Source organism: Brucella pseudintermedia (assembly GCF_008932435.1).
In the GTDB taxonomy this organism is placed as follows: domain Bacteria; phylum Pseudomonadota; class Alphaproteobacteria; order Rhizobiales; family Rhizobiaceae; genus Brucella; species Brucella pseudintermedia.
The window spans coordinates 110,520-131,464 of the sequence record NZ_WBWE01000006.1 but is presented as its reverse complement, the minus strand read 5'-3'; the positions used below and the strand labels follow the sequence as shown (position 1 = coordinate 131,464).

The following is a 20,945-nucleotide window of genomic DNA, read 5'->3' as shown; positions in this document are numbered from 1 at the left end:
CTTCCTACATCCTGAAGATGCCGAAACGCGTCGGCTCGACCGGCGCGTTCAGCGTGGCGGAAAGCGACAGGCCAAGCACTTCTCGGCTCTTGCGCGGATCAACGATGCCATCATCCCACAGCCTTGCAGATGCATAGAGCGGGTGGCTCTGGCGCTCGAACATTTCGAGCGTCGGGCGCTTGAACTCCGCCTCTTCTTCCGCCGACCAAGTGCCGCCGGTGCGCTCGATCCCGTCACGCTTGACGGTTGCCAGCACCCCTGCCGCCTGCTCGCCGCCCATCACCGCGATGCGGCTGTTCGGCCATGTCCACAGGAAGCGCGGCGAATAGGCCCGCCCGGCCATGCCGTAATTGCCCGCGCCATAGGATGCGCCAATCAGCATGGTGAGCTTCGGCACATTGGCGGTTGCCACCGCCGTCACCAGCTTGGCGCCATGCTTGGCAATGCCTTCGGCCTCATATTTGCGCCCGACCATAAAGCCGGTGATGTTCTGCAAGAACACCAGCGGAATGTTGCGCTGGCAGCAAAGCTCGATGAAATGCGCGCCCTTTAGCGCCGCTTCCGAAAACAAGACGCCATTATTGGCGATGATGCCGACCGGCATGCCATAGACGCTGGCAAAACCGCAGACCAAGGTGGTGCCGAAACGCGCCTTGAACTCATCGAAATCCGAACCATCGACAAGGCGCGCAATCACCTCGCGCACATCATACGGGATGCGCGTATCGGCGGAAACGATGCCCAGAATTTCTTCCGGGTCGTAAAGCGGCGCGGCGCCAACACCTCTTGGGATAAAGCTACGCTTCTCGCTGTTGAGATTGGCGGCAATGGCGCGCGCGATCTGCAAGGCATGGGCATCGTCGTTGGCCAGATGATCGGCGACGCCCGAAAGCCGCGTGTGGACATCGCCGCCGCCAAGATCCTCCGCGCTCACCACTTCGCCGGTCGCGGCTTTCACCAAAGGAGGACCCGCCAGAAAGATGGTGCCTTGATTACGCACGATCACCGTTTCGTCGCTCATGGCGGGCACATAAGCGCCGCCTGCCGTGCACGATCCCATCACCACGGCGACCTGCGGAATGCCCGCCGCCGACATTTGCGCCTGATTGTAGAAAATGCGCCCGAAATGGTCGCGATCCGGGAAAACCTCATCCTGATTGGGCAGGTTCGCGCCACCGGAATCGACCAGATAGATGCAAGGCAGGCGATTTTCGCCCGCGATCTCCTGCGCGCGCAGGTGTTTTTTCACCGTGACGGGATAATAGGTGCCGCCCTTCACCGTCGCATCATTGCAGACGATCATGCAGTCGCGGCCCGACACGCGCCCGATGCCGGTAATGATGCCGCCGGAAGGTGCTGCCCCGCCATACATGCCATGGCCTGCCGTTAGCCCCACTTCCAGAAAGGGCGAACCCGGATCGAGCAGTTGCGCCACACGCTCCCGCGGCAGCAGTTTTCCGCGTGCAACATGACGCTCGCGCGCCTTCTCGCCGCCGCCATCAATGGCGATGCGCGCGGCTTCCGCCACCACGTCGATAGCCGCCAGCATTGCCTTGCGGTTGGCCTCGAAGCTGGCGCTTCGGGTGGAGATTTCCGATTTCAGGACCGCCATCAACGGGTCTCCTGAAAGAGTTCCCGTCCGATCAGCATGCGCCGGATTTCCGACGTGCCCGCGCCGATTTCATAAAGCTTGGCGTCACGCAACAGGCGTCCGGTCGGGTAGTCGTTGATATAGCCATTGCCGCCGAGAGCCTGTATTGCCTGCAAGGCCATCTGGGTGGCGTTTTCCGCCGTATAGAGAATGCAGCCCGCCGCATCCTTGCGCGTCGTCTCGCCCCGGTCGCAGGCTGCTGCCACGGCATAGGTATAGGCGCGCGAAGCGTTGAAGATCACATACATGTCGGCAAGCTTGCCCTGCATGAGCTGGAACTCGCCAATCGGCTGGTCGAACTGCTTGCGCTCATGCACATAGGGCACGACGACATCAAGACACGCCGCCATGATGCCGAGCGGCCCGCCCGCCAGCACCACGCGCTCGTAATCAAGCCCGGACATCAGCACATTGACGCCCTTGCCCTCGGCTCCAAGCAGGTTTTCGGCTGGCACTTCGCAATCCTGAAACACCAGTTCGCACGTATTTGAGCCGCGCATGCCGAGCTTGTCGAGCTTTTGCGCGGTCGAAAAGCCTTTAAACCCTTTTTCGACGATGAAGGCGCTGATGCCGCGTGGGCCTGCCGCCGGATCGGTCTTGGCATAGACCACCAGCACGTCGGCATCGGGGCCGTTGGTGATCCACATCTTGTTGCCGTTGAGAACGTAACGGTCGCCCCGTTTTTCAGCGTGAAGCTTCATCGAAACAACGTCGGAACCGGCCCCCGGCTCGGACATGGCCAGCGCGCCCACTTGCTCGCCGGAAATAAGCTTCGGCAGATATTTCGCGCGCTGTTCGGGCGAGCCGTTGCGGGTGATCTGATTGACGCAGAGATTGGAATGCGCGCCATAGCTGAGGCCGATGGAGGCGGAAGCGCGGCTGATTTCTTCCATCGCGACGCAATGGGCGAGATAACCCATGCCAGCGCCGCCATGCTCTTCGGGCGCGGTAATGCCAAGCACGCCAAGCTCGCCCAGTTCACGCCACAGATGCATAGGAAACGCGTTGTTGCGGTCGGTTTCGGCGGCCAGCGGCGCAATGCGGCTTTCCGCGAAACGGCGCACCGTATCGCGAAGGGCTTCGATCTCCTCGCCAAGACCGAAGTTCATGCCCCCATTTTGGCCCAAAGCAAACATACTCGTCCTCCACAAGTTCTGCCCGGCGACCATCCTTTGCAGGATGGCTTATGTGGAAGGCAGAGTGTCCCGTGGCGGTCAAATAGGCAATGGGGTTGCGCGGCGTTCTGTGGCTATTTATTACCGGATAACGAAATTTTGTTGCGCCCGTTATCCGGCACCCATTCAGTCCTGCTGCAGCTCGGCTATGTCCCGATAGAGCTCCAGTGCTTGCGGGTTGGCAAGCGCCTCACGGTTCTTCACCTCGCGACCGTGCACAATGTCGCGGACGGCCAGTTCCACGATCTTGCCCGACTTGGTGCGCGGAATATCCGACACGGCTACGATTTTCGCCGGGACATGACGCGGCGTCGCGCCGGTGCGGATTTTTGTTTTGATGCGCGCCTTGAGATCATCGTCCAGCACGGCACCTTCGGCAAGCCGCACGAACAGAACCACGCGCACGTCCTTGTCCCAATCCTGCCCGATGCACAGCGCCTCGGCCACTTCCGGCATCTGCTCGACCTGATTGTAGATCTCCGCCGTGCCGATGCGCACGCCGCCGGGGTTCAGCGTCGCATCAGAACGGCCATGGATGACGATGCCGTCATGCGCGGTCCATTCGGCAAAATCGCCGTGGCACCAGATATTGTCGAAACGCTCGAAATAGGCGGCCTGATATTTGGCATCGTCCGGATCGTTCCAGAATTGCAGGGGCATGGAGGGGAAAGCCTTCGTGCAGACCAGTTCGCCCTTTTCGCCCCGCACCGGCTTGCCGTCATCGTTCCAGACATCGACGGCCATGCCAAGGCCCGCCCCTTGAATCTCGCCCTGCCAGACCGGCTCGGTCGGCACGCCCAGCACGAAGCAGGACACGATATCGGTTCCGCCGGAAATGGAGGCGAGGTGCACATCCTGCTTGATCGCCTCATAGACGAAGGCAAAGCCTTCCGGCGACAAGGGCGAGCCGGTGGAGGAAATGGTGCGCAGCGCCGACAGGTCATGCGTCTGCCCCGGTTTCAGCCCGGCTTTCAGCACTGCATCGATGAATTTCGCCGATGTGCCGAAGAAGGTCATGCCCTCGGCTGCGGCATAATCGAACAGCACATTGCCATCGGGGTAGAACGGAGATCCATCATAAAGCAAAAGCGTCGCGCCCGATGCGATGCCGGACGCCAGCCAGTTCCACATCATCCAGCCGCAGGTGGTGAAATAGAAAAAGCGGTCGCCATCGCGCAAGTCCGCATGGAGGCGGTGTTCCTTGAGATGCTGCAACAGCACCCCGCCCGCCCGGTGCACGATGCATTTCGGAATGCCGGTCGTGCCGGAGGAAAAGAGGATATAGAGCGGATGATCGAAGGGAAGCTGCGTAAACGCCACCGGCCTTGCGGTGAATGGAGCGAGCGCCGCATCGAGCGCGATGCCCTTTTCGGCCTTGCTCGCGACCGTTTCCGCCTCGCCCAGATAGGTGACGATGACGGCGCGCTTCAGCCCCGGCAGTTTCGCGGTGACTTCGGCAACCTTGTCTGCCACCTCGATGCGCTTGCCATTATACCAGTAGCCGTCGCAGGCGAAGAACAGCTTCGGCTCAATCTGGCCGAAGCGGTCGAGCACACCCTGCACGCCGAAATCCGGCGAGCAGGATGACCAGACCGCGCCAATTGAGCTTGCCGCCAGCATCAGCGCCACTGCTTCCGGCATATTGGGCATCATGCCCGCCACGCGGTCACCGGGTTCCACGCCTTCGGCTAGCATGAATTGCTGCAACTTTGAAACCAGCGCATGAAGATCGTCCCATGTCAGGCGGCGCTGGACCTTGTCTTCGCCGCGAAAGACGATCGCATCCTCACGGCCTTTGTATCGCAGCAGGTTTTCCGCAAAATTGAGCCTTGCTTCAGGGAAGAATTTCGCCGCGCGCATATGGCCCTGATCGACCAGTGCCTTGCTGCCGCGCTCGCCGACGACCTCACAGAAATCCCACACAAGCGTCCAGAATCCGGCACGATCCTCCACCGACCAGCGATGCAGCGCGGCATAATCCGGCAGGCTGAGGCCCGACCGCTGTTCGGCGCGAATGCGGAACTGCTCCAGATTGCTGGCCGCGATGCGCCGGGCATCCGGCTGCCATAGCGGATGGTCATGCGAAAACTGCGTGGGGACTGCGTTGGTGCTCATCATTCCTCCCAGAACCATGCGGAGCCGACCCCTCTCCCGGTCAACCCCGTTACGGATTTCTAGAAGAGAGTTGCCGATACGTCCATGCTTTTCCGATGGCATGGCACTCGAGGGCGCAGCAAGAGGCATCAGGGCGCATCATTGCCGCACGAGCAGTGAGTATCTTGCCTTGCGAAAAAACGGGGCCTATTTATTGCCAGCCTCGGATGCAACTTCATGCCATCCGGTGCAAAAGAAATATCCAGTTCTCAGGGCGGGGTGAAATTCCCCACCGGCGGTAACGGGTGAAACACCCGAAGCCCGCGAGCGCCTGACATGAAAAACGTGTCAGGGTCAGCAGATTCGGTGCAACTCCGAAGCCGACGGTCATAGTCCGGATGAGAGAGAACGAGGTTGGAATCATGCTTGGCTGGACGGCTTGCCGTCTTCGTCCTGCAGTTTTTCTTCCCGTACCCTGAGGTAGCAGGCTTAAAAAAGGGAAGAAACCGTTGAGCCAACTTGCCTCTGCCCCAACTTTGAAACCCACCGTGCGCGGCGCAGCGCTAATGGTCGCGGCCTGTTCGGCCTATGCCGCGGTCAATGTCGCCACCCAATGGGCGGGAACGCGTACCGGCATTCCATCCGTCATCATCGCCTTCTGGCAATATGTGATTGCGCTGGTGCTGACACTGCCCATGATCATTCGCGATGGCGCGGGAGCCCTGCTCACCAGCCGCCTCGGCCTTCATGTCATGCGCGTCGCGCTGGCCGCCGCCGGCGTACAGGTCTGGATTTACGCGCTGACCCATGTGCCGATCTGGCAGGTGGTCGCCCTGTCCATGACCTCGCCGTTCTTCGTCATCCTTTGCGCGCGGCTGTTTCTGCGGGAAAAGGTCACGCCGGCGCGGCTGCTCACCACATTCGCCGGCTTTGTCGGCGCGCTGGTCATCATCGCGCCCTGGTCGGATTCCTATACGGTCTATTCGCTGCTGCCGGTCCTCGCCGCCGCACTATGGGCGGGCTATTCGGTGATGACCAAATATCTGACCCGTTTTGAAAGGCCCGCCAGAATTTCGGCCTATATGCTGGTGCTGCTCACCCCCATCAATGCAGCGCTCTGGCTGGCATCCGGCCTCAGCATGACGGCAATCGCAGCGCCGAGCGTAGAGATCTGGTCGATATTGATCGTCATCGGGGCTTTCACTGCCTTGGCGCAATATTTCCAGATTGCAGCCTATTCGATCGCGGATGCGGTTTATCTGCAGCCGTTCGACGATCTGAGACTGCCGATCAATGTGATTTTCGGCTGGATCGTTTTTGCCGCCGCACCCGGCATCAACTTCTGGCCGGGGGCCGCGCTGATCGTCGGCGCATCGCTCTATCTGATGCGACAGGACAGCGGCACGACGCGCACGGCCTGATCGGTCGGGTGGCACGCCTGTCTATCGGACGACAGGCAGGCCGCCTTGCGTGATTTCGGCAGAGCCGCGCTCGTATCTGGCGAGCCAGGCGTCTATCCTTTTCACCAACCGGCGGTGAAGCGGATTCTCGAACAGGTGATAGGCGGCGGCGGCAATCAACACGCTGGCGACAGCAGCGCCGCAGATGGTCAGCACCGCGCCCGCCGTCGTCTCGCTCCACCGCTCCGGGGCCATTCGGAAAAACATCATCCCGACGAGGGGATGCAGGATGAAGATGCCGAAACTGTAACGCGAGAGTTTTGCCAGCACGCGCCATTGCAGCGGCGTATAGATGCCCTGAACGGATGCGAGATAGAGCACATAAACGCTCGTATAAACGAATGCCAGCCGCAAAGGACCTTCCAGCGTATGGGGTTCACCCGGTCCGTTATACGGGTGGCAGAACAGGAATACGGCAAGGCACACGGCAAGCAGGCTTTTGACGGCCGCGCGCGGCATGACCGGATGCTCCCGCCTCGCAAGCCACATCCCGAAGAGGAAGGAAGGCAAGGTGCGGAACACGCCCACATTGGATATCTGTATGCGGGTGAGTGATAATACGCCAAGTTTCTGCGCCAGATATTCACCGCCGATGGCCGCAACGATGACGCCGACCAGAACCCAACTTCCGAAACGGCGGCACAACATGTCGAACAGCGGAAACGCCAGATACATGGCGAAAAGTGCGCTCAGCGACCAGCTCACATAATTGTAGGAGGACGTGCTGCCCAATCCCCAATTGTGAATCAGCAGGAGCTGGGTCAGCCCATCAAGCCAGCTTGTACTGGGATTGCCCAGGGGATGCAGGATTCCCGCTGCCGTGAGGATGGACAGCAGCGCGAAACAGGAAAAAGCAAGCACGTGCAGCGGATAAATCCGCGCCAGCCGTTTTCCGACAAAGGCAACATAACGGGGCCAGTTCCAGAGATAGTTTCGCCGGCGCGCCAGAAAAAGACCGGAAACAATAAAGAAGATGTCGGTAAAATAAGAGAAGGCTAATATAAATTCATTCAACGCTTCATTCTTCACCGGAATGCGGAAGGAAAAATGAAAGACGGCGATTCCGATACACAACAAAAACCGCAGCCCATCGAAATCAGGAAGCCTGCTCATTCGAAATAGCCATGCCGAAATACTTCGGAATTTCACTTACCAACTTTTTGGGAGTTGTCGAGCGGCATATCCCTGAAAGATCCGGTTAAATGTCACCCGAGATCATTTTGACGCACGAACACGTCTGTCCAAGGACAGCTATCGCGTCGATAGATACGGGTATGTCTTCCGGATTTCAGTAAGGAATTGGTGGAGCCAAGCGGGATCGAACCGCTGACCTCCTGCATGCCATGCAGGCGCTCTCCCAGCTGAGCTATGGCCCCATCAGACCTCTTTCGAGGTGGGCCAGGCAGGACTTGCTGCCCGGTGTGGCGGCTTATTAAATGGCGTTCGCGAGAAGATCAAGAGCTAAATCGCAACTCTTTTCGCATCTGCCAAAAATAATTCACAGATCGCGGCGGTCTTCCCGTGCAAGACGCGCCCAAACGAAACGAGGCGACCCGAAGGCCGCCTCGCAAAAGCATCGTATCCGGAGCGGCTGAACGGATCAGCCTTCTTCGTCGTCGCCGCCGACGCCACCGCCGAGGATACCCGACATATCGTCGTCCTCGTCTTCCTCTTCTTCGAGGAAGGTGTCGTCATCGTCGTCACCCAGATCGACATCATCGTCGTCGATATCCGGCAGATCGTCACCGCCGCCCTTGGTTTCGTCGTCAGCATCCTCGAGCGAGACGAAATCGGGCTTTTCCAGCGCCGTATCCAATTCTTCCTCTTCGGTTTCCTCTTCAACGACACGGCTTTCAAGCGTGGAATCGAAATAGGACCGCGGATAGGAAATGCCGGTGTAGGGCGAAACGATCGGATCGCGATTGAGATCGTAGAATTTCTTGCCCGTTTCCGGGTCGATACGCTTGGTACCAAGTTCAGCTTTTGCCACGTCTAGCCTCGTTAATTTGCACGGGGACACAAGTTCATAATATCGCGCCGGGATGCCTGCCTCGAAGCATACAGCCCGTCACCATGCTGTTCGCTGAGCCATATGGCAAGGGGCAAGTCTTAAGCGCGTTTATAGTGTTGTCCGGTGCATAAACGCAATTTGGCGCGTTTGTCAAAGCCAAACGCACGCGCATATGCAGACTCTTCCGCCTCAGTGTCGCCCGCGCCGCGTATTCGCGGATGACCGCACAATATTACTATGCTAGGGAAGCCCCGCTTATCTCTCAATCCCGGCGCGTGTCCGCGCCAAAATGTGACTGTGAAAAATCCATGTCCCATTCTGCATCCCCGAAACCAGCAACCGCCCGCCGCTCGGAGGCACTTACGGGCGAAATCCGCATTCCGGGCGACAAGTCCATCTCGCACCGCTCCTTCATGTTCGGCGGTCTGGCTTCGGGTGAAACCCGCATTACCGGCCTTCTGGAAGGCGAAGACGTCATCAATACCGGCCGCGCCATGCAGGCCATGGGCGCGAAAATCCGTAAAGAGGGCGATGTCTGGATCATCAACGGCGTCGGCAATGGCTGCCTGCTGCAGCCCGAAGCAGCGCTCGATTTCGGCAATGCCGGAACCGGTGCGCGCCTCACCATGGGCCTTGTCGGCACCTATGACATGAAAACCTCCTTTATCGGCGACGCCTCGCTGTCGAAGCGCCCGATGGGCCGCGTGCTGAACCCGTTGCGCGAAATGGGCGTTCAGGTGGAAGCAGCCGAAGGCGACCGCATGCCGCTGACGCTGATCGGCCCGAAGACGGCCAATCCGATCACCTATCGCGTGCCGATGGCCTCCGCGCAGGTGAAATCCGCCGTGCTGCTCGCCGGTCTCAACACGCCCGGCGTCACCACCGTCATCGAGCCGGTCATGACGCGCGATCATACCGAAAAAATGCTGCAGGGCTTTGGCGCGGACCTGACGGTGGAAACCGACAAGGATGGCGTGCGCCATATCCGCATCGTTGGACAGGGCAAGCTCACCGGCCAGACCATCGACGTGCCGGGCGATCCGTCCTCGACCGCCTTCCCGCTCGTCGCCGCCCTTCTGGTGGAAGGTTCGGACGTCACCATCCGCAATGTGCTGATGAACCCGACCCGCACCGGCCTGATCCTGACGCTTCAGGAAATGGGCGCCGATATCGAGGTGCTCAATGCGCGGCTCGCAGGCGGCGAGGACGTTGCCGATCTGCGCGTGAAGGCGTCGAAGCTGAAAGGTGTCACCGTTCCGCCGGAACGCGCGCCGTCGATGATCGACGAATATCCGGTCCTGGCGATTGCCGCCTCCTTCGCGGAAGGCGAAACCGTGATGGACGGGCTGGACGAACTGCGCGTCAAGGAATCGGATCGTCTGGCAGCGGTCGCACGCGGCCTTGAAGCCAATGGCGTCGATTGCACCGAAGGCGAAATGTCGCTGACGGTCCGTGGCCGTCCCGACGGCAAGGGACTGGGCGGCGGCACGGTCGCAACCCATCTTGATCACCGCATTGCAATGAGCTTCCTCGTCATGGGCCTTGCATCGGAAAAGCCGGTGACGGTTGACGACAGCACCATGATCGCCACGTCCTTCCCCGAATTCATGGACATGATGCCGGGACTGGGCGCGAAGATCGAACTGAGCGGCGCGCAATGATGCCGTTTATCGTCGCCATCGACGGACCGGCCGCCTCGGGCAAGGGAACCCTTGCCCGGCGCATCGCCATTCACTACGGCATGCCGCATCTGGATACCGGGCTGACCTATCGCGCCGTCGCCAAGGCGCTTCTCGACAAGGGTCTGCCGCTCGATGACGAAGCGGTGGCGGCTGACGCTGCACTCAACCTCGACCTGCGCGAGATGGACAAGGCCGTCCTTTCCGCGCATGCAATCGGCGAAGCGGCGTCCAAGGTCGCCGTCATGCCGAAGGTCCGGCGGGCGCTTGTCGAAGCGCAACGCAATTTCGCCAATGCGCTCCCCTCAAGCGTGCTGGACGGGCGCGATATCGGCACCGTCGTCTGTCCCGATGCAGCCATAAAGCTCTTCGTCACGGCCTCGCCGGAAGTGCGTGCCGAGCGTCGCTATGAGGAAATCGTGGCGCGCGGCGACAAGGCCGATCTTGGAGAAATCCTTGCCGACCTCAGGAAGCGCGACGAGCGCGACACGAACCGCGTCGATTCTCCCTTGAAGCCTGCGGAAGACGCGCACTTGCTTGATACGAGCGAAATGAGTATAGAAGCGGCATTTCTGGCCGCAAAAAAGCTGATTGATCATGCTTTGGCGCAGCATCGGGGATGAATCCGGCAGGTTTTCAAGCCTTTCGGGTATCATTGTGCCCTGAAAAGCTGGATTATCCCGAGTTCGGACCTATATAGGCTGCACTCATACTGAAAAGCCTGACTTCGCGTTCCACGCGCCGGTTGTCTGCAAAGACGGGGCCGAGGTCTGGCATAACGCAACACTAACCCCCGGCGCTGCATCCGATGAATTTTCCGGATGCATCAGGAGTATTCATGTCAGATTTCAATCCATCCCTCGCAGATTTCGAATCGCTGCTGGCGGAATCCTTTGCCACGAACGACCTTGCTGAAGGTTATGTCGTCAAGGGCCGCATCGTAGCCATTGAAAAGGACATGGCGATCATCGACGCCGGTCTGAAGGTCGAGGGCCGCGTGCCGCTGAAGGAATTCGGCGCCAAGGGCAAGGACGGCACGCTGAAGCCGGGCGACGAAGTGGAAGTTTACGTCGAGCGCATCGAAAACGCTCTGGGCGAAGCTGTCCTGTCGCGCGAAAAAGCACGCCGTGAAGAAAGCTGGGTCAAGCTTGAGCAGAAGTTCGCCAATGGCGAGCGCGTCGATGGCGTGATCTTCAATCAGGTCAAGGGTGGTTTCACCGTCGACCTCGACGGCGCTGTTGCCTTCCTGCCGCGTTCGCAGGTCGACATCCGTCCGATCCGCGACGTCACCCCGCTCATGCACGTCCCGCAGCCGTTCGAAATCCTCAAGATGGACAAGCGCCGCGGCAACATCGTTGTCTCGCGCCGTACCGTTCTTGAAGAAAGCCGTGCGGAACAGCGTTCGGAAATCGTCCAGAACCTTGAAGAAGGTCAGGTCGTTGAAGGCGTCGTCAAGAACATCACCGATTACGGTGCGTTCGTCGACCTCGGCGGCATCGACGGTCTGCTGCACGTCACCGACATGGCATGGCGCCGCGTCAACCATCCGTCGGAAATCCTCACCATCGGCCAGACGGTCAAGGTGCAGATCATCCGCATCAACCAGGAAACCCATCGTATCTCGCTCGGCATGAAGCAGCTCGAGAACGATCCTTGGGATGGCATCGGCGCGAAGTACCCGATCGGCAAAAAGATCACCGGCACCGTCACGAACATCACCGACTACGGTGCGTTCGTCGAAATCGAGCCGGGCATCGAAGGCCTCATCCACGTTTCCGAAATGTCGTGGACCAAGAAGAATGTCCATCCGGGCAAGATTCTCTCCACCACGCAGGAAGTCGAAGTCGTTGTGCTCGAAGTTGATCCGGTCAAGCGCCGCATCTCCCTCGGCCTCAAGCAGACCCTCGACAATCCGTGGACGACCTTTGCCCAGAAGTACCCTGTCGGCACCGTTGTTGAAGGCGAAGTCAAGAACAAGACCGAGTTCGGCCTGTTCATCGGTCTCGACGGCGACGTTGACGGCATGGTTCACCTCTCCGACCTCGACTGGAACCGTCCGGGCGAACAGGTCATCGAAGAGTACAACAAGGGTGAAGTCGTCAAGGCTGTCGTTCTCGACGTTGACGTCGAGAAGGAACGCATCTCGCTCGGCATCAAGCAGCTTTCCGGCGACAAGGTCGGCGAAGCAGCAGCTTCGGGCGAACTGCGCAAGAACGCCGTTGTGACCTGCGAAGTGACCGCCGTTACCGACGGTGGCCTCGAAGTCCGTCTCGTCGACCACGATCTGGAAAGCTTCATCAAGCGTTCGGATCTGTCGCGCGACCGCGACGAACAGCGTCCGGAACGCTTCACGGTCGGTCAGAAGGTTGACGCCCGCGTCATCGCCTTCGACAAGAAGACCCGCAAGCTGCAGGTCTCGATCAAGGCGCTTGAAATCGCTGAAGAAAAGGAAGCTGTCGCTCAGTACGGTTCGTCCGACTCCGGCGCTTCGCTCGGCGACATCCTCGGCGCCGCTCTGAAGAAGCAGGAAAAGAACTAATCTTTTCCGGTTTCGACCGAACATGGAAAGCCCGCTTCTCGGCGGGCTTTTTCTTTTTCAGATTACGCGAGCGCCGATACGTGCAGCCAGAGCATTTCCAGCAAAAGCGTGAAACGGTTTGCATTCGGAAATACCGGAAAAATAGATAGAGCGGATCCAACGATTCCGTTGGATTCGGAACCGCTCCAAGTCATCTCCAGTGAAATAGGAACCACTCCAGACGGACTGGCAACCTGGGTGCGTTTGGTTCGGCTTATCGCCACAGGCGCGATTGCTGTCGCCTTCGCACGGCGGTTTTTAGTCACGTAAAAATTGTACCCGCTGTATTGGACATGCGCCTATTTCAAGAGAGACGCATAATATAACCGTCTTGAAGGAGATGGTTATGAAAAACCTAGTAATGGATGTACTGACGAGATTTGCCAATTGGTATGTTTCCAATTGCATGCCGCCGCATTATTACGAGAATGACTCCTATACAGAGGAAGAGCTTCTGGCCATAGCTCATTCATCCTATTTCTGTTATTGGTTCTAGAGCGTATCTCCAGCGGGTTGAACCCGATCTTCGCTCTATTGTTTGCTTTTACCTGTGCCTTGTCCGAAAACCGTTGCGCGTTTCAGGACGAGGCCAATTGCTTTTATCGCATTATCCGACGCCAACGCGCTTCGCGTCGCTGAAAATGCCCTAGTCTTTTTAACGTGTTTGATAAATCAGCGTGTTGAAGCACCGCTCATGTCGGGCTTTGTCTTTCGCCATGGGTCACGATGGCCGAAGAGGTTGTACCTCCCGCCAGAGAAATCATTCAGGTATCGGGCGAAGCATTCATCGCCACTTTCTCCAGTATTTCATCGCGCTGTTCTGCCGTCAGGTGATCGAGAAAGAGCACGCCGTTCATATGGTCGATCTCATGCTGGAAGCAGGTGGCCAGAATGCCATCGGCATCGATCCGCTTTTTTTCGCCATTCAGGTCCGTATAGGAAACGGTAATCCGCGCAGGGCGCGAAACCGAGCCGCGATAGGCAGCCCCGACAGACAGGCAGCCCTCGTCATACGTGCTTTTCTCCTCCGAGGCGGCGATGATTTCGGGGTTGATGGCGATGATAGGCTTGGGCTCGCCATTGCGATATTCGACATCGATCGCGGTCATGCGCAGGAGCCTGCCAACCTGCACGGCGGCAATGCCCGCGCCCGACGATTCATACATGGTTTGGAGCATATCCTCCGCGAGTTGGCGGATTTCGCCATTGATGGTTTCGACAGGAAGGGACAGCTTGCGCAGGATTGGGTCGGGGATCATGGTAAGCGGCAACAGGGTCATGGCAATCTCTCACATATTGGCAAGCCCTATCGCACCATGTTCTAAAAGCCGCAACAATCGCAATTTTTGCGGAGTGCATTGGTGCCCGCGCCTGTGGCCTCAGGCAATGTTCAGCAGATGAATCAGCCCAAGGCTGATGAGGCCCAGCACAAGCAATGAGAGAATCGCAGTCAACGTCACACGGCCACCGGCGGCTGCGACGGAACGCACATCCACGCCAAGCCCCAGCGCCGCCATCGAAACGATAGTGAGGATGGTCGAGGCAGACTGAATCGCGGGGAGGATCGATTCCGGTATCAGGTGCAGCGAATGCAATGCCATCATGCCGAGAAAGCCCAGAATGAACCATGGCACGAGCTGGAAGAAGCCGGGCTTGGCATTCGCATCCTTGTTACCGGCAAGAAGCGCGAGAACAAGAATCACTGGGCCCAGCATGAGCACGCGGACCAGTTTGACCAGCGTGCCGAGCTGCACGCTGACCGTCGCGACCGGCGCAGTGGCCGCCAGAACCTGCGGCACCGCATAAACGGTCAGCCCTGCCAGCACGCCATATTGCGTGTGCGACAAGCCCAAAAGCGGCACCAGCAGCGGCAAGGTCAACACCACAACCACACCCAAAATCGCGGTGAAGGCGATGGAAGCCGCCACATCCTCGCTACCCGCGCCGATGACTGGCGCAGTGGCGGCAATCGCCGAATTGCCGCAGATGGAATTGCCGCAGGCGACCAGTGCCGCCATGCGATGCGGCAGCTTCAACAGGCGACCGATCCCGTAGCTGAGCGAAATCGCCACCACAACGACGCCCGCAATGCCGAAAATGAGCCCCGAGCCAGCAGCAACGACCGCGCTTGCGCTGATCGAAGCTCCGAGCAATACCACGGCGATCTCCAGCAGCAGCTTGGCGGAAAAGCCTATTCCCTTGTTGAACCGTGGGCCGGGCCGCAGGAACGTCCGGACGACCGTACCGAGCAGGATGGCGATAACCAGCGCTTCCAGCCATGCCCGCCCCGCATAATACTCCTCGATTTTTTCCAGCGTCAGCGCCGCGGCGGTGACGGCAATACTCAAGGCGAGGCCCGGGAGGATGTTCTGGATTTTGGAGTATGTCATTTTGGCATTTCATCGAGAAAGAAAAATATTTTCCGATCAGATGCTTGATTTTTACTGTTCATTCCATTTCATTATATGGCATATTTCATTCGATAAAATCGAACGATTATCGCTATGACACTGGAACAACTGCGAATTTTCATAGAAGTTGCCGAGCGGGAGCACCTCACCCAAGCCTCGGAAGCCCTGCATCTGACCCCTTCGGCGGTCAGTTCAGCCATCCGCACGATGGAAGACCGCTACGGCGCGACCCTCTTCAACCGCATCGGCCGGCGCATTGAGTTGACCGGCGATGGACGCATGTTTCTGGATGAGGCGCGCGCCACGCTTGCCCGCGCGCGTTCCGCCGAGCGTATGCTGTCGGAACTTGGCGGCGGCAAGCGCGGCATTCTCGCCATCCATGCCAGCCAGACCATTGCAAGCTACTGGCTGCCGCCCTTTCTGGCGCGATTTCACGCTGCCTACCCCCTGATCGATGTGCGGCTGACGCTCGGAAACACGGAAAGCGTGACCCAGGCGACAGAGGAAGGCGTTGCCGATATCGGCCTCGTGGAAGGGGCGGTGCAGGCTCCGTCGCTATCGATCACCAAGGTTGCAAGCGATCAGCTCATTCTGGTGGTGCGTCCCGACCATGACTGGGCAGGCAGCGGGAAGCTGAACTGGGACCGGCTTTTTAAGGGAAAATGGATTTTGCGCGAACAGGGATCGGGAACGCGCAGCGTTTTCGAGGATGCCATGCGCGCTTCCGGCTATGACCCGGCGCGGCTCCATGTGGCGCTGGAACTGCCCTCCAACGAAGCCATCTGTTCGGCGGTGCGCTCCGGCGATTATGTGACCGCCATATCGGAGCTTGTCGCGGCGCCGCATCTGGCAGCGGGAACACTGGTAAAGGCAGATTTTCCCCTGCCCCGGCGTCAGTTCCTCATGCTTCAGCACAATGACCGCTACAGGACCAAAGCCTTGCAGGCTTTTGCCGATCTCATTCAGCGAATCTGACGCAGCAATTCCGGTTGCGGGAAGCAGGTAGAAGCCATGCCGTTCCTGGCCTGCCACAGGCCGATGGAGCGGCGCGTCTTGAAGCCGGTCAACCCGTCCGGCTTGCCGACATCATAGCCGAGCGCCTGCATGCGCTTCTGCATTGCGCCAATATCGGAGCGATACATGGAGCCGACATCGCCCCATGCACGGCTGAAATCGCCCGCGCCATAGGCGATGCGATCACCGACATGGCCGATAAAGAGCGCATAGAGATCGCTCATATTATAGTCCTTGAGCACATAGAAATTCGGGCTCACCACAAAGGCGGGGCCGTGGTGACCGGCAGGCATGAGCAGAAAACCCTCGCCCTTCAATTCATGGGCGGGAAACGGCTTGCCATTCACCCTGGTGACGCCGAGCTTCGCCCATTCGCCAATCGACTTGCCCTGATCCGGTCCTTCCAGCGAGCATGAGACATTCTCCGGAACGTTGACCTCAAAGCCCCAGTCGCGCCCATTCTGCCAGCCATGCAGTTTCAGATAATTGGCAATGGAGGCGAGCGTATCGGGCACAGAATTCCAGATGTCGCGCTTGCCGTCGCCGTCGAAATCGACGGCGTGCTTGAGATAGGAGGTCGGCATGAATTGCGGCTGGCCGAGCGCGCCCGCCCAAGAGCTTTTCATGGCGCTCTCGTCGATATAGCCTTTCGAGGCGATTTCGAGCGCGGCGATCAGTTCCTTGCGGAACATGTCCTTGCGGGTTGCCATAAAGGCCTTGGTGCCGAGAACCTCATAGGCATTATAGGGAATCTTCACCGTGCCGAAGCCGGATTCGCGGCCCCATACGGCGAGCAGGATCGGCCCCGGAACGCCGTACTTCTGTTCGATGCGCTTCAGGAGGCTGGCATATTGGCCGTAGCGCGCCTGTCCGCCACTTGTGACGGCGCCCATCGTCTTGGCGTTAAAATATTTCCCGGGCGCGCCAAATTCCGCCTGCTTCTGCTCTTTTGGCGTCGAGGGCTTTTCGCCGGGAATGACAAGATCGGGCAGCTTCCAATTGATCGAGACACCGGCGAAAGCCTGATCGAACACGGCGCGGGACACACCTGCCGCCTTCGCTTCCGGCCAGAGATCTTTCTCCAGCCAATTGCGATACTGGCTTTCGATCTGTGCCTTCGAGGGCGCGGCGATGGCGGGGGAAATGACAAGACCGGCAAGCAGTGCGAGACCAATCTTCAGGCTACGCTTCCAATGTCCCGCTGCCATGCATGTCTCCAAACCTAGATTTGTTTTGTCGCATTATCCTGCGCAAAACCGTTTCACACTTTTGCTGGAAATGCTCTAAAGCGTTGTCCGTGCCCGTAACGCTGCGGCAAGCGTGCCTTCATCCAGATAGTCGAGTTCGCCGCCGACCGGAACGCCATGGGCAAGCCGTGTCACGCGCACATCGAAATTCGATAGCTGGTCGGTGATGTAATGCGCGGTCGTCTGGCCTTCGACGGTGGCGTTGACCGCCAAAATCACTTCCTTGATTTCACCGGCCGCGACACGTTCCACCAATCCCTTGATGTTGAGATCGTCCGGGCCGATGCCATCGAGCGGCGACAGGCGACCGCCGAGAACGTGATACCGCACATTCATCGTACCGGCGCGCTCCAGCGCCCAGAGATCGGAAACATCCTCCACGACGATCAATGTCGCCGGATCGCGGCGCTCATCGGTGCAGATCGTGCATGGATCGGACGTATCGACATTGCCGCAGCACGAACAGATGCGCACCTTTTCGGCAGCCTCCTGCATCGCGCCGCCAAGCGGCACCAGAAGCGCTTCCTTCTTCTTGATGAGATGCAGCGCCGCGCGACGGGCCGAACGCGGCCCAAGCCCCGGCACGCGGGCCAGAAGCTGGATGAGACGTTCGATTTCAGGACCGGCTATTCGTTTGGACATCTTTTAAGGCAGTAAGGCAATAGGGCAGTAAGGCAATAGGAAAAATGGGCGGCGGCAATCCGGCAGATAAAACCATACTGCCCTACTGCCTTATTGCCCTATTCCCCTAAAACGGCAGCTTAAACCCCGGAGGGATCGGCAGGCCGGCGGTGAGCGACTGGGTCTTTTCGGCCATGGCGGCTTCGAGCTTGGCCTTGGCGTCGTTATGCGCCGCGATGATGAGGTCCTCGAGGATTTCCACCTCGTCTTCCTTCATCAGCGACGGGTCGATCTTCAGCGCCGACAGGGTGCCCTTACCGGAAAGCGTGATCGTCACCAGCCCGCCGCCCGAAGACGCCGAGGCTTCCAGATTGGCGATCTCGTCCTGCATGGCCTTCATCTTGGCCTGCAATTCCTTCGCCTGCTTCATCATGCCCATCATGTCACGCATGGGTTTACTCCATCATTCCGTAGTTCAGTCGTCTTCAGACGTTACGTCCGGTGTTTCCGGTATAGCGTCGAGGTCGATATCCTCGTCGTCATTCTGTTCCGGCACGGCAATGCGCACGTCCGTAATCTTCGCGCCCGGAAAGGCTGCGAGAATGGCGGCCACATCGGGATCGGCTCGGGCGTCGGTCACCAGATTGTCGCGGCGCTCGGTTTCAGCCTCGGAAATGGTCTGCCCCGCCACATCGCGCGCGACGGTGACGATCCAGCGAATGCCGGTCCAGTTGAGGAGGCGCTGCGAAATATCGCTCGGCAGCGACTTCGGCGCATCGTCGGTCAGGCCGATTTCGAGACGTCCGGGCGCAATAGAAGCCAGACGCACACAGTTCTTGACCAGAATCTTGAACTGCATGTCGCGGTGCTTGTCGGCAAGGGCCACAACATCGTGCAGGCTGTTGATCGGTACCGAGGGCTGCGGCGTGGGTTCGACAGCCGGCTGCGCTGCCTGCACCGGCTGCGCCAGTTGCGCCGTGGTTTCCACGATACGCATGGCCGTGGCTGGCCCACCGGAAGCGGGCGCCATCGAAGATGCGCCAACCGCGTCAGTGGCAAAACGCGCTTCGGGCTGGCCACCGCCATTTGGGCGCGGATTGCCCGGCTGCGGGCGCGGCGCGGAAACCGAACCACTGTCGAGACCGCGGATTGCTTCATCCAGCGTCGGCAGATCGGCGGCATGGGCAAGGCGAATCAGCAGCATTTCCGCTGCCTGAACCGGCCTTGTTGCGGTGTCCACTTCCGCAATGCCCTTGAGCAGCATCTGCCATGTCCGCGACAGCACGCGGACCGAAAGTTTCTGCGCGAATTCACGGCCTCGCACGCGTTCGTCTTCCGACAATGACACGTCTTCCGCCACGTCAGGCGTGAAACGGAGGCGCGTGACCAGATGGTTGAAATCGGCCAGATCGGTCAGCACAACTGAAGGATCCGCGCCGACATCATATTGGGCGCGAAATTCGGTCAGAGCGCCTGCGACGTCACCGCGCATCAGCATCTCGAACAGGTCGATGATGCGAGCGCGGTCGGCAAGGCCCAGCATGGAGCGCACGGCTTCCGCCGTGACGGTGCCAGCGCCATGCGCGATGGCCTGATCGAAGATCGACAGCGAATCGCGTGCCGAGCCTTCGCCTGCGCGGGCGATCATGGCCAGCGATGCGTCATCCACCTCGATCTGTTCGGCTTCCGCAATACGGCGCAGATGAGCGGCAAGCGTGCCCGATTCGATACGACGCAGGTCGAAACGCTGGCAGCGCGACAGAACCGTGATCGGTACTTTTCGGATTTCAGTGGTAGCAAAGATGAATTTGACGTGCGGCGGCGGCTCCTCCAGCGTCTTCAACAGGCCGTTGAAGGCGGCGGTGGAAAGCATGTGCACTTCGTCGATGATATAGACCTTGTAGCGCGCCGAAACCGGACGGTAGCGAACCTGCTCGATGATCTCGCGAATGTCATCGATGCCGGTATGCGAGGCGGCGTCCATCTCGATCACGTCGACATGGCGGCCTTCCATGATCGCCTGGCAGTTTTCGCCCTGCACGGAAAGGTCGATGGTCGGCTGGTCAACCGTATCGGTCTTGTAATTGAGCGCGCGCGCCAGAATGCGCGCCGTGGTGGTCTTGCCGACCCCGCGAACGCCAGTGAGCATCCAGGCCTGCGCGATGCGGCCCGTCTCGAACGCGTTCTTGAGCGTGCGGACCATCGGCTCCTGGCCGATAAGGTCGTTGAAATTCTGGGGGCGATACTTGCGGGCGAGAACGCGGTAGGCGCCATCAGCGGATTTTGTGTCCATGAGCTGCCCTTCCGTTCTCCATTCGCTTCTTTCTCAGCCGCCAGTTTGGACCGGACGCATGAGCGGCGTCAACCAAAGAGGCTGTCCATCAACAGTCGTCGGCGCGGTGAGAAGGGTGGGAGGCTGGCACGATGACCCGTGCCGTGGCTCGTTAGGGCTGCTTCCTTCCGGACCTGACCCGGTTGGCGAGTGGCTCGTCCACCACCAACCTCCCGGTCTGCATATCGTCAATCGTTGCGCAAAAAGCAAGCGCTGAACGAAAAAAACTGATAGGAATCGGCCTATGGGACAATTTGAACTTGATAAACGGCTCAATGCCGACACTTTTTCCGTCGCCAAGCTCGGCCTGTGCGAGCTTCGGCTGATGAATGACCGGCGCTGGCCTTGGCTGATCCTGGTGCCGCGCCGTCCTGATCTCGCCGAGATTCACGACATGACACCGCTCGACCAGACGATGCTGACCTTCGAGACCGGCATCGTTGCGCAGGCGCTCAAGTCGGCGACGGGCTGCGAAAAAATCAATACGGGCGCGCTCGGCAATATCGTGCGGCAATTGCATTTGCATGTGATCGCCCGCAACGAGGGCGATGCGGGCTGGCCCGGTCCCGTTTGGGGTTTTGGCACCCGCGAAGCCTACGACGAAAGAGACGCCGAAAAATTCATCGCCGCCATTCGCGCGGCGCTTTAGTTTGTTTTCGCGCGCATCTTTTC

18 protein-coding genes, 1 tRNA gene, 1 other RNA gene and 1 riboswitch are annotated in these 20,945 nt (G+C 59.4%); of the genes, 7 read left to right on the top strand and 13 right to left on the bottom strand.

The window, feature by feature from the left end:
* Positions 1–4 precede the first annotated feature (4 nt).
* From F9K78_RS09895 to F9K78_RS09885, 3 genes are all read right to left on the bottom strand, one after another.
* Entirely contained in the window at positions 5–1,612 is a 1,608-nt protein-coding gene (locus F9K78_RS09895) for a carboxyl transferase domain-containing protein (protein WP_121986950.1), read from the bottom strand.
* The gene (locus tag F9K78_RS09890) at positions 1,612–2,787 is read right to left on the bottom strand and encodes an isovaleryl-CoA dehydrogenase (RefSeq protein WP_121986951.1); all 1,176 of its coding nucleotides are present in this window, start codon (positions 2,785–2,787) and stop codon (positions 1,612–1,614) included. Before F9K78_RS09890 ends, F9K78_RS09895 begins: the two co-directional genes overlap by 1 nt.
* A 165-nt stretch (positions 2,788–2,952) precedes the next feature.
* Positions 2,953–4,941, bottom strand: a complete 1,989-nt coding sequence (locus F9K78_RS09885) for an acetoacetate--CoA ligase (protein WP_121986952.1) — start codon at positions 4,939–4,941, stop codon at positions 2,953–2,955.
* A 240-nt stretch (positions 4,942–5,181) separates the two neighbouring features.
* A riboswitch (FMN riboswitch) is annotated at positions 5,182–5,334 on the top strand.
* A 95-nt stretch (positions 5,335–5,429) separates the two neighbouring features.
* On the opposite strand from F9K78_RS09885, the gene F9K78_RS09880 reads away from it, so the two are divergent.
* Entirely contained in the window at positions 5,430–6,341 is a 912-nt protein-coding gene (locus F9K78_RS09880; RefSeq protein ID WP_268903001.1) for a DMT family transporter, read from the top strand.
* A 21-nt stretch (positions 6,342–6,362) separates the two neighbouring features.
* Here F9K78_RS09880 and F9K78_RS09875 read toward each other — a convergent pair whose 3' ends face one another.
* The 3 genes from F9K78_RS09875 to F9K78_RS09865 form a co-directional block, all read right to left on the bottom strand.
* Entirely contained in the window at positions 6,363–7,493 is a 1,131-nt protein-coding gene (locus F9K78_RS09875) for an acyltransferase family protein (protein ID WP_121986954.1), read from the bottom strand.
* Positions 7,494–7,680: 187 nt separating this feature from the next.
* Positions 7,681–7,756 (bottom strand) — tRNA-Ala (locus F9K78_RS09870).
* Positions 7,757–7,980: 224 nt separating this feature from the next.
* On the bottom strand, positions 7,981–8,370 hold the full coding sequence (locus tag F9K78_RS09865; RefSeq protein WP_006471224.1) for a TIGR02300 family protein: 390 nt from the start codon (positions 8,368–8,370) through the stop codon (positions 7,981–7,983).
* A 329-nt stretch (positions 8,371–8,699) separates the two neighbouring features.
* Here F9K78_RS09865 and aroA point away from each other — a divergent pair, with 329 nt between their 5' ends.
* From aroA to F9K78_RS21880, 4 genes are all read left to right on the top strand, one after another.
* Positions 8,700–10,052 carry a 3-phosphoshikimate 1-carboxyvinyltransferase gene (gene aroA / locus F9K78_RS09860; protein ID WP_121981347.1) on the top strand — a complete coding sequence of 451 codons (1,353 nt, stop codon included), beginning with the start codon at positions 8,700–8,702 and terminating at the stop codon, positions 10,050–10,052.
* Positions 10,052–10,693, top strand: a complete 642-nt coding sequence (cmk, locus tag F9K78_RS09855; protein WP_186443320.1) for a (d)CMP kinase — start codon at positions 10,052–10,054, stop codon at positions 10,691–10,693. Before aroA ends, cmk begins: the two co-directional genes overlap by 1 nt.
* A gap of 215 nt (positions 10,694–10,908) precedes the next feature.
* The gene (gene rpsA / locus F9K78_RS09850) at positions 10,909–12,609 is read left to right on the top strand and encodes a 30S ribosomal protein S1 (RefSeq protein WP_121981345.1); all 1,701 of its coding nucleotides are present in this window, start codon (positions 10,909–10,911) and stop codon (positions 12,607–12,609) included.
* 385 nt (positions 12,610–12,994) lie between these two features.
* Positions 12,995–13,144 carry a hypothetical protein gene (locus tag F9K78_RS21880; protein ID WP_162929746.1) on the top strand — a complete coding sequence of 50 codons (150 nt, stop codon included), beginning with the start codon at positions 12,995–12,997 and terminating at the stop codon, positions 13,142–13,144.
* A 268-nt stretch (positions 13,145–13,412) separates the two neighbouring features.
* On the opposite strand, the gene def is transcribed toward F9K78_RS21880, so the two are convergent.
* Both def and F9K78_RS09840 read right to left on the bottom strand, forming a co-directional pair.
* Positions 13,413–13,928, bottom strand: coding sequence for a peptide deformylase (def, locus tag F9K78_RS09845; protein WP_121986955.1), 516 nt, complete (start codon positions 13,926–13,928; stop codon positions 13,413–13,415).
* Positions 13,929–14,027: 99 nt separating this feature from the next.
* The gene (locus F9K78_RS09840; protein ID WP_121986956.1) at positions 14,028–15,038 is read right to left on the bottom strand and encodes a YeiH family protein; all 1,011 of its coding nucleotides are present in this window, start codon (positions 15,036–15,038) and stop codon (positions 14,028–14,030) included.
* Between the two features lie 114 nt (positions 15,039–15,152).
* Here F9K78_RS09840 and F9K78_RS09835 point away from each other — a divergent pair, with 114 nt between their 5' ends.
* Complete coding sequence (locus tag F9K78_RS09835; protein ID WP_121986957.1) at positions 15,153–16,034, top strand: LysR family transcriptional regulator; 882 nt, start codon at positions 15,153–15,155, stop codon at positions 16,032–16,034.
* Here F9K78_RS09835 and F9K78_RS09830 read toward each other — a convergent pair.
* From F9K78_RS09830 to ffs, 5 genes are all read right to left on the bottom strand, one after another.
* Positions 16,022–17,281: a lytic murein transglycosylase gene (locus F9K78_RS09830; protein WP_151682174.1), complete on the bottom strand. Its 1,260-nt coding sequence runs from the start codon at positions 17,279–17,281 to the stop codon at positions 16,022–16,024. The two genes, F9K78_RS09835 and F9K78_RS09830, sit on opposite strands and share 13 nt — an antisense overlap.
* 75 nt (positions 17,282–17,356) lie before the next feature.
* Entirely contained in the window at positions 17,357–17,962 is a 606-nt protein-coding gene (gene recR / locus F9K78_RS09825; protein ID WP_121986959.1) for a recombination mediator RecR, read from the bottom strand.
* 106 nt (positions 17,963–18,068) lie between these two features.
* On the bottom strand, positions 18,069–18,392 hold the full coding sequence (locus tag F9K78_RS09820) for a YbaB/EbfC family nucleoid-associated protein (protein WP_112588560.1): 324 nt from the start codon (positions 18,390–18,392) through the stop codon (positions 18,069–18,071).
* Between the two features lie 24 nt (positions 18,393–18,416).
* Complete coding sequence (locus F9K78_RS09815; RefSeq protein WP_122066368.1) at positions 18,417–20,234, bottom strand: DNA polymerase III subunit gamma/tau; 1,818 nt, start codon at positions 20,232–20,234, stop codon at positions 18,417–18,419.
* 115 nt (positions 20,235–20,349) lie between these two features.
* An RNA gene (gene ffs, locus F9K78_RS09810) (signal recognition particle sRNA small type) lies at positions 20,350–20,447 on the bottom strand.
* A 70-nt stretch (positions 20,448–20,517) separates the two neighbouring features.
* On the opposite strand from ffs, the gene F9K78_RS09805 reads away from it, so the two are divergent.
* Positions 20,518–20,922, top strand: coding sequence for an HIT domain-containing protein (locus tag F9K78_RS09805; RefSeq protein WP_121986961.1), 405 nt, complete (start codon positions 20,518–20,520; stop codon positions 20,920–20,922).
* Positions 20,923–20,945 lie beyond the last annotated feature (23 nt).

Excerpts from the sequence above, each read along its gene's own strand:
- F9K78_RS09890 (WP_121986951.1), bottom strand. The coding sequence starts at position 2,787 with ATGTTTGCTTTGGGCCAAAATGGGGGCATGAACTTCGGTCTTGGCGAG.
- F9K78_RS09895 (WP_121986950.1), bottom strand. The coding sequence starts at position 1,612 with ATGGCGGTCCTGAAATCGGAAATCTCCACCCGAAGCGCCAGCTTCGAG.
- cmk (WP_186443320.1), top strand. The coding sequence starts at position 10,052 with ATGCCGTTTATCGTCGCCATCGACGGACCGGCCGCCTCGGGCAAGGGA.
- F9K78_RS21880 (WP_162929746.1), top strand. The coding sequence starts at position 12,995 with ATGAAAAACCTAGTAATGGATGTACTGACGAGATTTGCCAATTGGTAT.
- F9K78_RS09830 (WP_151682174.1), bottom strand. The coding sequence starts at position 17,281 with ATGGCAGCGGGACATTGGAAGCGTAGCCTGAAGATTGGTCTCGCACTG.
- F9K78_RS09875 (WP_121986954.1), bottom strand. The coding sequence starts at position 7,493 with ATGAGCAGGCTTCCTGATTTCGATGGGCTGCGGTTTTTGTTGTGTATC.
- aroA (WP_121981347.1), top strand. The coding sequence starts at position 8,700 with ATGTCCCATTCTGCATCCCCGAAACCAGCAACCGCCCGCCGCTCGGAG.
- F9K78_RS09805 (WP_121986961.1), top strand. The coding sequence starts at position 20,518 with ATGGGACAATTTGAACTTGATAAACGGCTCAATGCCGACACTTTTTCC.
- F9K78_RS09885 (WP_121986952.1), bottom strand. The coding sequence starts at position 4,941 with ATGAGCACCAACGCAGTCCCCACGCAGTTTTCGCATGACCATCCGCTA.
- def (WP_121986955.1), bottom strand. The coding sequence starts at position 13,928 with ATGACCCTGTTGCCGCTTACCATGATCCCCGACCCAATCCTGCGCAAG.
- F9K78_RS09840 (WP_121986956.1), bottom strand. The coding sequence starts at position 15,038 with ATGACATACTCCAAAATCCAGAACATCCTCCCGGGCCTCGCCTTGAGT.
- rpsA (WP_121981345.1), top strand. The coding sequence starts at position 10,909 with ATGTCAGATTTCAATCCATCCCTCGCAGATTTCGAATCGCTGCTGGCG.
- F9K78_RS09835 (WP_121986957.1), top strand. The coding sequence starts at position 15,153 with ATGACACTGGAACAACTGCGAATTTTCATAGAAGTTGCCGAGCGGGAG.
- F9K78_RS09820 (WP_112588560.1), bottom strand. The coding sequence starts at position 18,392 with ATGCGTGACATGATGGGCATGATGAAGCAGGCGAAGGAATTGCAGGCC.
- F9K78_RS09815 (WP_122066368.1), bottom strand. The coding sequence starts at position 20,234 with ATGGACACAAAATCCGCTGATGGCGCCTACCGCGTTCTCGCCCGCAAG.
- recR (WP_121986959.1), bottom strand. The coding sequence starts at position 17,962 with ATGTCCAAACGAATAGCCGGTCCTGAAATCGAACGTCTCATCCAGCTT.